This is a genomic window from Erythrobacter sp. THAF29, assembly GCF_009363635.1.
Classification (GTDB): domain Bacteria; phylum Pseudomonadota; class Alphaproteobacteria; order Sphingomonadales; family Sphingomonadaceae; genus Erythrobacter.
Window position 1 is genome coordinate 3,056,445 of the sequence record NZ_CP045392.1, and the last position, 13,040, is coordinate 3,069,484.

The following is a 13,040-nucleotide window of genomic DNA, read 5'->3' on the forward strand; positions in this document are numbered from 1 at the left end:
GTGCTGCGCGCTTTCACACCCTGGGCGGCCTTGGCACTGCTTTCCGCATGCGGCGGAGTGAGCGAGCCGGATGACAATCCGACGCCTCAGCCCACCGAGACCCCAATCCCTGTCGAACCCGACGGGGGGATAGGCGATGGCGCCGGGCCGCCCGAGGACGCAGCAGCGCTTGCGGCAGGCACGATCCCCGCGCGCTTCCACGGCGTGTGGGATTATGAAGAGGGCAACTGCGACCCCGCCTCCGACATGCGGATGGAAGTCTCCGATAGCGAGATGCTCTTCTACGAATCCATCGGACGCGTCACCGACGTGAAGGCGGAGGGTGACGATCTCATCGTGTCGCTCGACATGGAGGGCGAAGGCGAAACCTGGCAACAGAAGACGCGCTTCTCGCTTGTCGGCGAGGGTGAGGCGCAACGGCTCCACGTCTCAGATGGCGAAAAACCCAAGGAAACCGACGAGTATCCAAGCAAACGCTGCCCCTCCTGACCTGAGGAAACCAAAAGATGCGCCACACCGCTTTCACGGCGATCGCCGCCTTTGCACTTCTCGGATGCACCAGCGAATACGGTGCATCGGAACCGGTCGACTCCACGCCCGAACCGATCGAAAAGCCGGTTACTCATCGCTGCGATCCGGCACCGGTCCAGCACCATGTCGGCCATGACGCAACCCAAGCAATAGGCGAGGCAATCCTCAACGAGAGCGGCGCGAAGACCCTGCGCTGGGGGCCGCCCGACAGCGTCTGGACAATGGATTACCGCGAAGACCGCGTGAATGTGCGCTACGACCGCGACATGAAAATCACAGCGGTTACGTGCGGGTGACGGTGGAGCTGATATGCGAATAAGATTGATTGCCCTGGCCTGTGCGGTCGCTCTTGCGGCATGTGACAACGCCAGCCCTTCTCCGGCTGAAACGAACGAAACGCCGCTGCCTCCGCCCGCAATTCCTGACGTGTCCAATCCGGGCATCGACTGTGAGCCGGAAGATGCAGAAGCGTTCATCGGCAAGACCGTCAGTGAAGAGACCGGGAAAGCCATACAGGCAGCAACCGGTGCCGAGCAGTTGCAGTGGGTCCTGGAAGGTCAGCCCGTGAACGATGACTATCGTCCAAACCGCGTGCGCGTGATTTACGACGCTTCGGGCGCAATTCTCGTGGTTCGCTGCGGATGAGCAACCGCCAACACGCCACGTCCGGCTCTCCGTTCGAGGGACAATTCGGCTTCTGCCGCGCGATTCGGACCGGCAAACGCATCATTGTCGCGGGCACCGGCCCGATCGAACCCGACGGCTCGACCACGCCGGGCGATGCCGCCGCGCAGGCCGCTCGCTGCTGCGATCTGATCATCGCCGCCATCGAACATCTCGGCGGATCGGCGAGCGATGTCGTCCGCACCCGGATGCTGCTCACCGATTTCGACGACCAGGACGCGGTCGGAGCGGTCCATGCGCGCTATTTCGGCGCCGCCAAACCCGCCGCAACAATGGCAGGCGTCGCATGGCTGTGCCGCAAGGAATGGAAAGTCGAAATCGAAGCCGAAGCAATCCTTGCCGACTAGGCGGCGTGGACCAATTCTGTTCGGTCACGGCAAGTCGGGAAAGTTCCATTTCGAGGAGTGAGGACGAAGGACATGCTTGGCATATTCAAGGACGAACGACGTGGAAATGGGGCTTTCCCGACTTGTCCCGAAGGGATTGGACCAAAATCCACCCTCACGGCGTTGCGAACGCTTGAAAGTGCGCCGCACTTCCTGCGCGTCCGCGCCTTGTGAGATGCGGATTTTGCCTCCAACCGTGATCCGTACAGAATTGGTCCACGCCGCCTGGCGTTTCAGAGCCTTCCAAAGCCCCGCGCGAGGGGCTAATGCCCGCGTCATGACCGGACAATTTGCACTCACCGACGACCAGCTCGCGATCCAGGAAATGGCGCAGCGCTTCACAGCCGACAACATCACTCCGCACGCTGCCGAATGGGACGAGAAACACATTTTCCCGATCGACACGATCAAGCAGAGCGCCGAGCTTGGCTTCGGCGCGATCTACGTGTCGGAGGAGTCGGGCGGTATCGGCCTCGGACGGCTCGAAGCCGCGCTCATCATGGAAGCGATGGCCTATGGCTGCCCTTCGACCAGTGCCTTCATCTCGATCCACAACATGGCCGCATGGATGATCGACCGCTTCGGCTCGCAGACGGTGAAGGACAAGTACCTTCCCGACCTTGTCGGCATGGACAAGATCGCGAGTTACTGCCTTACCGAACCCTCCAGCGGTTCGGATGCCGCCGCGCTCAAGACCACCGCCCGCAAGGACGGCAACCATTACGTGCTCAACGGCACCAAGCAGTTCATCTCGGGCGCGGGTTCGAACGAGGTTTATGTCGCGATGGTGCGCACCGGCGAGGACGGGCCGAAGGGCATCACCTGCATGGTGATTGAAAAAGACATGGATGGCGTCAGCTTCGGCGCCAACGAGAAGAAGCTCGGCTGGCATTCGCAGCCGACCGCGCAGCTTATCCTCGAAGATGTGCGCGTACCGGTCGAGAACGTCGTCGGCGGCGAAGGCGAAGGTTTCCGCATCGCGATGATGGGACTCGATGGTGGCCGCCTGAACATTGGCGCGTGCTCGCTCGGAGGGGCGCAGCGCTGTCTCGACGAGGCGATCCGCTACACCAAAGAGCGCACCCAGTTTGGTAAGCCCGTGGCCGAGTTTCAGAACACCCAGTTCACCCTCGCCGACATGGCGACCGATCTGGAAGCGGCGCGCGCGCTGCTCTATCTCGCCGCCGCCAAGGTGACGGAAAACGCTCCCGACAAGACGCGTTTTTCGGCGATGGCGAAACGGCTGGCCACCGATAACGGATCGTCGGTGGTCGACAGGGCGCTCCAGCTTCACGGCGGCTATGGCTACCTGCAGGATTACCCGATCGAGCGTTTCTGGCGCGACCTGCGCGTCCACTCGATCCTCGAAGGCACCAATCAGATCATGCGCTTGGTCGTGGGCCGGGACCTGTTGAGGCAGTGATCCGGACGCGCCTGGCCATGACCACGCTGGTGGTACCCGACTACGACGCTGCGCGTGCGTTCTATATCGACGCACTGGGCTTCGATCTGGTCGAGGATACCGACATGGGTGATGGGAAGCGCTGGCTTGTCGTCGAAGCACGGGGCGGAGGCCGACTGCTGCTTGCCAAGGCGGCAGATGATGCTCAGCGGTCCGCCATAGGCAACCAGACCGGCGGTCGCATTGCTTTCTTCCTCGAAACCGAAAATTTCACCGAATGCCACCACCGGTTTGTGGCAGCGGGCGTGACATTCCACGAAGACCCGCGCCACGAACCCTATGGCACTGTTGCAGTGTTCAGCGATCCGTTTGGCAATCGCTGGGATCTCATAGAACCATTGAAAGCGGCCTGATGACCGACCCTTCGACACAAGACGTACTCACCCGAAAGAACGGCCGCGTCGGCCATATATCGCTTAATCGCCCCAAGGCGCTGCACGCGCTCACGCTCGACATGTGCCATGCGATGAGCAATGCGCTCACCGTGTGGTCAGAGGATGACGAGGTCGAGGCGATCATTATCGACCACCACGATGGCCGCGGCTTCTGCGCTGGCGGCGACATCGCTTTCCTGCGCAATTCGGCGCTTAACGATGGCGGCGTTTCGGGTCGCAAGTTCTTTCACGACGAATACCAGCTAAACCACCAGCTATTCACCTATCCCAAGCCAGTGGTCGCCTTCATGGACGGGATCACGATGGGCGGTGGCGTGGGCATTTCACAGCCGGCCAAGTTCCGCGTCGCGACCGAGAACACCCGTTTCGCCATGCCTGAAACAGGGATCGGCCTGTTTCCCGATGTCGGTGGCGGCTGGTATCTTTCGCGCCTCGGCGGGAGGCTCGGCCAGTTCCTCGCGCTGACAGGCGCGCGGCTCGACGGGGCGGAAGCACTCTGGACCGGCCTCGCGACCCATTACGTGCCGAGCGAAATGCTCGAAGATATCAAGGCGCGCATCATCGAACGCCCTGGCCGGATCGCTGGCATCCTCTCCGAACCGGTCGGCACCCCGCCCAAGGCGCGGATCGAGGAGAATGCGTTGAAGATTGCAAAGCACTTCGCAAGCGATCGGTACGAAGACATACTCGAAAGTCTTGAAGCGGCGGCGGAAGAGGGCGACGATTGGGCCGCGAAAGAGCGCGATACGCTAGGCACCAAGAGCCCGCAGACCTGCAAGGTCGCGCTTCGTCAGCTGGCCGAAAGCGCCAGGCTTACCGATTTTGCCGACAATATGAGGATGGAGTACCGCATCGCCAGCCGTGTGCTAACCCGCCCGGACTTTGCCGAGGGTGTGCGCGCGGTGATCGTGGACAAAACGGGCGATCCCAAGTGGGACCCGGCAACACCTGAAGGCGTGACCGAGGAACTGCTGGACCAGATCTTCGCCCCTTTGCCCGAAGAAGAAGAATGGAAACCCCTATGAGCTACGAGACCATCACTGTCGAAAAGGACGCGCGGGGTACCAAAGGCGTTACTCTGATGACGCTCAATCGCCCCAAGGCGCTGAACGCGCTCAACTCCAAGGTGCTCGAGGAGCTGATCGACGCATTCGCCGACTATCAGGCCGATGACAGCCAGCTGTGCGCGGTGCTCACCGGCTCGGGCGACAAGGCTTTCGCCGCGGGCGCGGACATCAAGGAGATGAGCGAGAAGGCCGCGGCAGATTTCTACCTCGACGATTTCTTCGCGCCGTGGACTTCCGAGATCGTCAAAAAAACGCGCAAGCCGTGGATCGCAGCCGTGAACGGCTTTGCGCTCGGCGGCGGGTGTGAGCTCGCGATGATGGCGGACTTTATTATCGCAAGCGACAATGCGAAGTTCGGCCAGCCCGAGATCAAGCTCGGCGTCGCGCCGGGCATGGGCGGTTCGCAGCGCCTCACCCGCGCAATCGGCAAGTCGAAGTCGATGGAGATGTGCCTCACCGGCCGGATGATGGGCGCCGAGGAAGCCGAACGCGCGAACCTCATCGTGCGCGTCGTACCGCAGGCGGACCTCATCACCGAAGTCCTCAAGACCGCCGCGACCATCGCTGCAATGCCGCCGATGGCGACCATCGCGAACAAGGAAATGGTCAACAGTGCCTTCGAGATGACGCTCGACCAGGGCCTGATCGTGGAGCGCCGCATCTTCCAGATCCTCACCGCGAGCGAGGACAAGGCCGAAGGCATGGCGGCCTTCATCGAAAAGCGCGAGGGCAACTGGAAGGGGCGGTAACGGCCTTTCGACGGGAGAAAGACATGAAAATCGCATTCATCGGCCTCGGCAATATGGGCGGCGGGATGGCCGCGAACCTTGTGAAGGCGGGGCACGATGTGCGCGCTTTCGACCTCAGCCAGCCGGCGCTAGAGGCGGCGGCTGAAGCAGGGTGCACCCCGTTCAGCTCGATCGAAGAGGCGGTGGCAGACGCTGAAGCCGTGGTCTCGATGCTGCCCAACGGCCAGATCGTCAAGGGCGTCTACACCGATGCTGTGATCGGCAAGGCGCCCAAGGGTGCGGTTTTTCTCGATTGCTCGACCATCGACGTTGCGACCGCGCGTGAAGTGATCTCGGCTGCCAACGAGGCGGGCTACGACATGGTCGATGCGCCGGTCTCGGGCGGGATCGCTGCGGCCAATGGCGGTACGCTCACCTTCATGGTCGGCGGGACCGAGGCGGCTTTCGAACGCGCCAAGCCGGTGCTCGAGGCGATGGGCAAGGCGGTGATCCATGCGGGCGAAGCAGGCGCGGGCCAAACCGCGAAGATCTGCAACAACATGCTGCTCGCGATCCACATGATCGGGACCGCCGAAGCAATGATGATGGCCGAGAAGCTCGGCCTCGACCCGCAAAAGTTCTACGAGATCAGCTCGCAGAGTTCGGGCTATAACTGGTCGCTCAACGCTTACACACCGCTCCCCGGCGTGGGCGTCGAAAGCCCTGCGGACAATGATTACAAGGGCGGTTTCGCGACCGGCTTGATGCTCAAAGATCTGCGTCTTGCGATGGAGGCCGCGGACAGCGCCAATGCGGCGGTGCCGATGGGCTCGCGCGCGGCTGCACTCTACGAGGACTTTGCGGGCGCAGGCAACGAAGCGCTCGATTTCTCGGCGATCATCAAGACCTATTGATCTCGTCGATCACGCGCTTGAGCCATTCGCGCGGGGCTTTCCTGCGCCCGATATCGGCAACGAATTCCTGCCCCCGCGCAACGCTCCTAAGCCGTCCCCCGTGCAGCCATCGGTCAGCGCGGTCGTGATAGGACAGTCCGCCGCGCTTCAGCCACCGGGGACGTTGCCATAAGCTTGGCGGACCTTCGAGGACCGATAGGCGCAGTGTGTCACTCGCGCGAATTGCCTGCCTGCCTTCGCCTCGCCAGATCATGTCGTTGCGATGATGCAGTGCGAGGGCATGGGGATGCGCCATGTCGAGCAGATCTACAGGCACGCCTTCTTTGAGCGCGATCGTCTCCTCGACGCGGAGATATCCGAAGATGCGGTGATGCGGCTCGCGCGTTTCCTCGTCGGCGAACAGTCCAAAGAAGACAAACACGTCACCAATGCCGACGCCCTGCCGCTCAAGATGCGTCTGCGCTGCGCCGCATTGTCCGAAGACGCACTTACCATCGCCAAGAAACATCGGGTCGTGGTGGCATAGATCGTCCGCGCCGAGCTTCCCTCGGCTCGCCTTCGCCGCATGCTCGCCCAGCCCCAGATCGCCATAGGACGTGCGCGAGGCCGCACCAGCAGGGATCGGCAGGCTCAGCGGACGGCCATCGACGATCGGCGACGGCCCGCCCCCTGCGCTGCTGTCGAACCCCTTGCGGCTGAAGACGATCCTCACGCGTTGCGGTTACTCGTCCAGCCCGGTCCAGCTGAGCTTCGGCTTGCGCGCAGCCGCCGTTTCGTCGAGACGGCGACGCGGCGCGTAATAGGGAGCCTGCTTCATCGTCTCGTCGCCCGCATTGGCGCGCTCGGCGAGCGAACGGAACGCGGCAATGAACTGATCGAGCGCCGCCTTGCTCTCGGTTTCGGTCGGTTCAACCAGCATTGCACCGTGAAGCACGAGCGGGAAGTACACCGTCATCGGGTGATACCCCTCGTCGATCAACGATTTGGCCAGGTCGAGCGTCGAGAGATCGCCGCCGAAATCCTTGTCGCCAAACAGCGCCTCGTGCATGCACGGGCCGCTCGCCGCAAAGGGCGTGTGGAGGAGGTCTTCCATGCTGCGCAGGATGTAATTGGCGTTGAGCACCGCATCCTCGGCGACCTGCTTGAGGCCGTCCGCCCCATGGCTGAGGATGTATGTCAGCGCGCGCGTGAACATGCCCATCTGCCCGTGAAATGCGGTCATGCGGCCGAAGTTTTGCATCGCGCCGCCGAAATGGTCCTGCGAGAATTGCTCGGCATCCTCTTCTTCGACGAGATGCACGATCCCGTCATTGGTGCGAATGGTATAGGGCAGCGGCATGAACGGAGCGAGCGCCTCGGACAGCACGACCGGGCCGGAGCCTGGCCCACCGCCGCCATGCGGGGTGGAGAAGGTCTTGTGCAGGTTAATATGCATGGCATCGACGCCGAGATCGCCCGGGCGCACCTTGCCGACGATCGCGTTGAAATTCGCCCCGTCGCAATAGACGAAGCCCCCTGCTGCGTGCACCGCATCGGAAATCTTCTTCATGTCGCGCTCGAACAGGCCGCAGGTGTTGGGGTTGGTGATCATCACCCCGGCAACGTCCGGCCCCAGCCGCTCCTTCAGCGCCTCGAGATCGACGCGGCCCTCATCGGTGGTCGGGATATTCTCAACCCGGTAGCCGGCAAATGCGGCGGTGGCCGGATTGGTGCCGTGCGCGCTGTCGGGCACGAGCACCACCTCGCGCGCATCGCCGCGCGCTTCCAGTGCCGCGCGGATGCACAGGATGCCGCACAGCTCGCCATGCGCGCCCGCCTTGGGGCTCATCGCGACCGAGTGCATGCCGGTGAGTTCGATCAGCCAGTGCGCCAGCTCGTCGATCACCTCGAATGCGCCCTGCACGGTCTCGCGCGGTTGCAGCGGGTGGACATCGGCGAAGCCCGGGAGCCGCGCCACTTTCTCGTTGAGGCGCGGATTGTGCTTCATCGTGCAGCTGCCGAGCGGGAAGAAGCCGAGGTCGATCCCGTAATTCTGGCGGCTGAGGCGCGTGTAATGGCGCACCGTTTCAGGCTCGGTGAGGCCGGGAAGCCCGATCGGCTCGGCGCGGTCGAGCCCGCCAAGACGGTTGGGCGCGTCAGCGGCAGGTTCGGGCAGGTCGACGCCGGTCACATCCGCGCGCCCGATTTCGAACAGCAGCGGCTCTTCGAGCATCAGAGCGCGGTTGCCGGTCACGGTGGCGGGGCCATTATGCAGGCCGTCCTCGTTCGCCGGGGTCATTTCGGGCTTCCAGCCGGATGCGTTAGGGGCGTTCATGACAGCACCTCCTCAAGAGCACTCGCAAGGGCTTCGATATCCTCTTCGGTGGTCGTCTCGGTGACCGCGACCAGCAGGCCTTCGGAAAGCCGGTCGACGCCCGGATAGAGCCGCCCGAGCGACACGCCTCCCAGCACACCCTTGGCCGCGAGCTTGTGCACGACAGCGCGCGCATCCTGCCCGACCATCAGTGTGAATTCGTTGAAGTAATTGTCGTTGAGGATCGACACACCCGGTACCTTGGCCAGCCGGTCTGCGGCGTGGCAGGCAAGGCGATGGTTCTCGGCGGCGAGCCTGCGCAGGCCCGTTTCCCCGAGCAGCGTCATGTGAACATTGAAGGCGAGCGCGCAGAGGCCTGAATTGGTACAGATGTTCGACGTCGCCTTCTCCCGCCGAATATGCTGCTCGCGGGTGGAAAGCGTGAGCACGAAGCCGCGCTTGCCTTCGGCATCTTTGGTCTCGCCGCAAAGCCTGCCGGGCATCTGGCGGACATGCTTGGGATCGCGCACGGCGAAAAGGCCGAGATACGGACCGCCGAATTGCAGGCCCACGCCCAGCGCCTGGCCCTCGCCCACGACGATATCCGCGCCCTGCTCGCCCGGGGACTTGATCGCGCCAAGTGCCACCGGCTCGGTGTTGACGACGACGAGCAGCGCGCCCTTTTCGTGCGCTGCTTCGGCGATGGGCGAAAGGTCGGTGATGCGTCCGAGAATGTCGGGATACTGCACCACGACACAGCTCGTTTCTTCGTCGATGCGGGAGATCAGCCCTGCGTTATCGGGGGCCGGCTGGATCGCGGGCTGAGCTCCGGCGATCTCGTCATCGGTGAATTTCGCCATGGTCCGCACGACCTCGGCATAATGCGGGTGAAGCGCGCCCGAGAGCACCACGCGGTCGCGGCGGGTGATGCGGCTCGCCATCGCCACCGCCTCCCAGCACGCGGTCGATCCGTCGTAGAGCGAGGCATTGGCGACCGCGCAGCCATAGAGCCGCGCAACCTGCGTCTGGAATTCGAACAGCATCTGCAGCGTGCCCTGCGCGATTTCGGGCTGGTAGGGCGTGTAGGCGGTGAGGAATTCGCCTCGCTGGATGATGTGATCGACGCTCGCGGGCACGTGGTGGCGATAGGCGCCCGCGCCAAGAAAGAACGGCGCATCGGCGGCGGCGAGGTTCTTGCTGGCGAGCCTGCGCATATGCTTTTCGACCGCCATTTCGCTGGCGTGCATCGGCAGTCCGCGGATCGGCCCGTCGAGCCGCGCTTCCTCGGGTACGTCGACGAACAGGTCGTCGATCGAAGACGCGCCGATTGTCGCGAGCATGTCGCTCCGGTCGGTGTCGGTGAGAGGCAGGTAACGCATCTATTGTCACTCCTGGGCCCGCTTTCTCGACTGACGGGCCGATTGCTGCTCCGGCAGCTACGTCCGGCAATTAAGCCGGGATGAAATCAAAGGCTGTCCACGAAGGCCTTGTAGCCCTTGTCGTCCATCAGCCCTTCGAGCTCGGACTTGTCGGCCACGGTCATGCGGAAGAACCAGCCGTCCTCTTCCGGCGATGAATTGACGAGCGCGGGATCGTCTTCGAGCGCGGAATTGACCTCGGTCACTTCGCCGCTGATCGGGGCGTAGACGTCGCTTGCCGCCTTCACGCTTTCGACCACCGCAGCATCGCCGCCCTTGTCGAGAATCGTGCCGACGCTCGGCAGTTCGACGAAGACGATGTCGCCGAGCTGCTCCTGCGCATAGTCGGTAATGCCGACCGTGGCGCTGTCGCCCTCGACATCGATCCATTCGTGTTCATCGGTGAAGTAACGCGGCATCTATTCAGCTCCCTCGGTAATAGCGGTGGGGGACAAACGGCATGGGTGAAACATTTGCGGGCAGGCGCTTGCCGCGCACCTCGCATTCGAGCGCGGTGCCCTCGGCGGCGTGGAGCGCATCGACATAGGCCATCGCGATCGGGCGTCCGAGCGTGGGCGAAAACCCGCCGCTGGTGACGGTTCCGACCTTTTGGTCGCCTGCGAATACCGGGGCGCCTTCGCGCGCGGGCATCCGGCCATCGAGCAGCAACCCGACGCGCTTCTTCGCAAGCGTGCCTGCCTCGGCCTCCGCGAGCCGCGCCGCCACGGCCTTGTGCCCGGCATAGCCGCCCTCGCTCCGGCGCTTTTTCGAAAGCGCGAAAGCGAGATCGGCGGTCACCGGATCGACATTCCGGTCGAGATCGTGGCCATAGAGCGGCAGGCCCGCCTCCAGCCGCAGGCTGTCGCGCGCACCGAGCCCCGCAGGCTTCACACGCTCGTCGGCGATGAGGGCGTTGGCAAGGTCTTCGGCGCGGCCTTCATGAATCGAGATCTCGAACCCGTCCTCGCCGGTATAACCCGCGCGGCTCACCCAGACATACGCCTCGTCCCACTCGAACAGCCCGGCGGTCATGAAGGTGAGCTCGCCCGTGCCGGGTATTATGCTTTCCAGCACCTCGCCCGCCTTCGGACCTTGCAGCGCGAGCAGCGCGAAATCGTCGAAATGGGTGAGCGTGATCTCGTCGGGCAGGTGCTCGCGCAGATGGGCGATATCGTCCCACTTGCACGCGCAGTTCACGACCAGCGCGAGATGCGGCCCGGTATTGGTGACCATCAGATCGTCGATCACCCCGCCCGCCTCGGTGAGCAGCAGCGAATAGCGCATCTTGCCGGGTTTCAGGTTCGAGATCGCGCCGGGAAGCAGCTTTTCGAGCTCGTGCGCGGCAGCCTCGGGTTTGCCTTCCGGCCCCTTCAGCGCAAGCTGTCCCATGTGGGAGACGTCGAACAGGCTCGCACTCTCGCGGGTCCAGTTGTGCTCAGCGACGATGCCGTCATACTGGATCGGCATCTCGTAGCCCGCAAACGGGACCATGCGCGCACCCTGCGCGCGGTGCCAGCCATCAAGCGGCAGCTTGGCCAGCGGGATTTCGTCTTCAGGTGTCTCGTCGCTCAAAGTCTCGGTTCCCGAACAGGCATTGAAGCGCGCCGAGATGGTGCGCCATTCCTGCCCCCTCTGTCGGGATACCTGAGAGCTTCAGCTGCGGGTTTTTGAGGACCCGCAACCTCCCCTTCGGTGGTGCGGGGGCGAAAACCCACGCACGCTTTCCAGAGTGCCCAATCCAATCGCGGTCCGTTTGCCTGAGAGTTTCCGGGGCGGTTGCTCCTTCGGCGCCAGCCCTCTTTCGAGGCCCGGTCTCTCCCGCGAGAGACGCCGGAATCGAGTCCCGGCAGGCGAAACTCGTTTTGCGGATGCGAAAGGCCCCGTCAATCGCCCAAATCAAATAATCGGCAAAACGCGAAATATGCTTGCGCTCAGTCGCCAGATTGCTGCGCGAGAAGCGCTTGGGCGCGCTTCATCGATGCTATTTCACGCGGGTCGAAGCCGCCCTCGTCCTCGGCTGACTGACGGGACGGGACGGCGGTGGTGAAATAGGCGATGCCGATACCGGTCGTGTCATTGAACCAGAGGCCTGACCTCAGGCCATAAGCTTCGCCCGCATGGCCTATGCGAGGGGGGCCTTCCTCAAAGAGCCGGTCGCGGCAGTTTTCTACGGCGAGGCCAATCACATGGAAGCCCAAAGCATAGTGGCAAAAAAACTCCTGGCCCTCGTGTCTCCTCCACAGTTGCCGCAATTGTGAACGGTCAAGCGCCTTGGTCTCGACGAAGCGCGGCTCATCCAGCAAAGCTTGCCCGATCTTCGCCAAATCCATCATCCCGATCCGCACGCCGCCCTGCGGCGAGAAAATCGAGGCATTGGTCCCCGGTACATAATCGTCGAGACTGCACTCGACGCCCTCCGCCACCGGGATCGTGCAATTGGGCGGCAGGTCGGCGGCATCGTCGCGCGCAACCTCGCCGGTGCCGCGATAGAGGGTGACCGCGCGGGCAACCATATCGGCGTCGCAGCCGATCCAGTTTACGCAGGCTTTTATGCCAAGTGGTGCAAACACAGTGCGCTCGAGCAAGCGGTCGTAGCGTTCGCCGGTGGCCGCTTCGAGCACGGTCGCCACCACGGGCGAACCCAGATTGGCGTATTCGAACGGGGCCTCGCCCGGAGGCGCATCGGGGTACCAGGCTTCGGGGTCGGCGAGTTTCGCCTCGAGGCTCTCTCCGAGCGGAATGACATAGCCGGCGCCATCTCGCAGACCCGAGCGGTGCGACAGCAATTGCGCGAGCGTCACCTTGACATCGGGAAAGTTCGGAGATCGGACCTGCCAGCCGAGATAGTCCGATATGTCGGCGTTGAGATCGACCGTGCCTTCGTCGACGAGCCGCAGCGTCGCGAGCGCCATGATCATCTTGGAAATGCTCGCGATCCGCACCGGATCGTTTGCTTTGACAAGCCGCCCGGTTTCGCGGTCAGCCACCCCCTCGACGATCAGAGGGGTTACGCGCTCGATGTCGAAAGCAACCACGACCGTAGCGGGCAGCACATTATGCTCGGCTTCGGGCATGGTGGCGCAACCTGCGGTGGGCATGGTGAGCGCGAGGACGGCGGCGATCAGGCGAGACTTCATGCCGTCAACATTGCCGCTAAGCCCT

15 protein-coding genes and 1 riboswitch are annotated in these 13,040 nt (G+C 63.4%); of the genes, 9 read left to right on the top strand and 6 right to left on the bottom strand.

All coding sequences use genetic code 11. The features are described 5' to 3' along the window. From FIU90_RS14745 to mmsB, 9 genes are all read left to right on the top strand, one after another. Entirely contained in the window at nt 1-489 is a 489-nt protein-coding gene (locus FIU90_RS14745; protein ID WP_152435466.1) for a hypothetical protein, read from the top strand. Between the two features lie 17 nt (nt 490-506). After that, nucleotides 507-827 carry an I78 family peptidase inhibitor gene (locus tag FIU90_RS14750; RefSeq protein ID WP_152435467.1) on the top strand — a complete coding sequence of 107 codons (321 nt, stop codon included), beginning with the start codon at nt 507-509 and terminating at the stop codon, nt 825-827. Between the two features lie 13 nt (nt 828-840). Beyond that, nucleotides 841-1,176, top strand: coding sequence for an I78 family peptidase inhibitor (locus FIU90_RS14755; RefSeq protein WP_152435468.1), 336 nt, complete (start codon nt 841-843; stop codon nt 1,174-1,176). Next, the gene (locus FIU90_RS14760; RefSeq protein ID WP_152435469.1) at nt 1,173-1,562 is read left to right on the top strand and encodes a RidA family protein; all 390 of its coding nucleotides are present in this window, start codon (nt 1,173-1,175) and stop codon (nt 1,560-1,562) included. The genes FIU90_RS14755 and FIU90_RS14760 overlap by 4 nt, the downstream gene beginning before the upstream one ends. Before the next feature lie 316 nt (nt 1,563-1,878). Then, nucleotides 1,879-3,024, top strand: a complete 1,146-nt coding sequence (locus FIU90_RS14765) for an acyl-CoA dehydrogenase family protein (protein ID WP_152435470.1) — start codon at nt 1,879-1,881, stop codon at nt 3,022-3,024. A 17-nt stretch (nt 3,025-3,041) separates the two neighbouring features. Further along, nucleotides 3,042-3,416, top strand: a complete 375-nt coding sequence (locus FIU90_RS14770; protein ID WP_152435471.1) for a VOC family protein — start codon at nt 3,042-3,044, stop codon at nt 3,414-3,416. Beyond that, nucleotides 3,416-4,483: an enoyl-CoA hydratase/isomerase family protein gene (locus FIU90_RS14775; RefSeq protein WP_152435472.1), complete on the top strand. Its 1,068-nt coding sequence runs from the start codon at nt 3,416-3,418 to the stop codon at nt 4,481-4,483. Before FIU90_RS14770 ends, FIU90_RS14775 begins: the two co-directional genes overlap by 1 nt. Next, on the top strand, nt 4,480-5,274 hold the full coding sequence (locus FIU90_RS14780) for an enoyl-CoA hydratase-related protein (protein WP_152435473.1): 795 nt from the start codon (nt 4,480-4,482) through the stop codon (nt 5,272-5,274). The genes FIU90_RS14775 and FIU90_RS14780 overlap by 4 nt, the downstream gene beginning before the upstream one ends. Continuing rightward, nucleotides 5,259-6,167: a 3-hydroxyisobutyrate dehydrogenase gene (gene mmsB / locus FIU90_RS14785; RefSeq protein ID WP_255478601.1), complete on the top strand. Its 909-nt coding sequence runs from the start codon at nt 5,259-5,261 to the stop codon at nt 6,165-6,167. Before FIU90_RS14780 ends, mmsB begins: the two co-directional genes overlap by 16 nt. Here the strand turns inward: mmsB and FIU90_RS14790 are convergent. The 6 genes from FIU90_RS14790 to FIU90_RS14815 form a co-directional block, all read right to left on the bottom strand. Beyond that, nucleotides 6,154-6,879, bottom strand: coding sequence for a hypothetical protein (locus tag FIU90_RS14790; protein ID WP_152435475.1), 726 nt, complete (start codon nt 6,877-6,879; stop codon nt 6,154-6,156). The genes mmsB and FIU90_RS14790 overlap by 14 nt on opposite strands. A gap of 9 nt (nt 6,880-6,888) precedes the next feature. Then, nucleotides 6,889-8,481, bottom strand: a complete 1,593-nt coding sequence (gcvPB, locus tag FIU90_RS14795; RefSeq protein ID WP_152435476.1) for an aminomethyl-transferring glycine dehydrogenase subunit GcvPB — start codon at nt 8,479-8,481, stop codon at nt 6,889-6,891. Further along, complete coding sequence (gene gcvPA / locus FIU90_RS14800; protein WP_152435477.1) at nt 8,478-9,839, bottom strand: aminomethyl-transferring glycine dehydrogenase subunit GcvPA; 1,362 nt, start codon at nt 9,837-9,839, stop codon at nt 8,478-8,480. The genes gcvPB and gcvPA overlap by 4 nt, the downstream gene beginning before the upstream one ends. 86 nt (nt 9,840-9,925) lie before the next feature. Continuing rightward, nucleotides 9,926-10,297: a glycine cleavage system protein GcvH gene (gene gcvH, locus FIU90_RS14805; protein ID WP_152435478.1), complete on the bottom strand. Its 372-nt coding sequence runs from the start codon at nt 10,295-10,297 to the stop codon at nt 9,926-9,928. A 4-nt stretch (nt 10,298-10,301) separates the two neighbouring features. After that, nucleotides 10,302-11,450: a glycine cleavage system aminomethyltransferase GcvT gene (gcvT, locus tag FIU90_RS14810; RefSeq protein WP_152435479.1), complete on the bottom strand. Its 1,149-nt coding sequence runs from the start codon at nt 11,448-11,450 to the stop codon at nt 10,302-10,304. A 163-nt stretch (nt 11,451-11,613) separates the two neighbouring features. After that, a riboswitch (glycine riboswitch) is annotated at nt 11,614-11,709 on the bottom strand. A gap of 100 nt (nt 11,710-11,809) precedes the next feature. Further along, on the bottom strand, nt 11,810-13,015 hold the full coding sequence (locus tag FIU90_RS14815) for a serine hydrolase (protein ID WP_172970294.1): 1,206 nt from the start codon (nt 13,013-13,015) through the stop codon (nt 11,810-11,812). Nucleotides 13,016-13,040 lie beyond the last annotated feature (25 nt).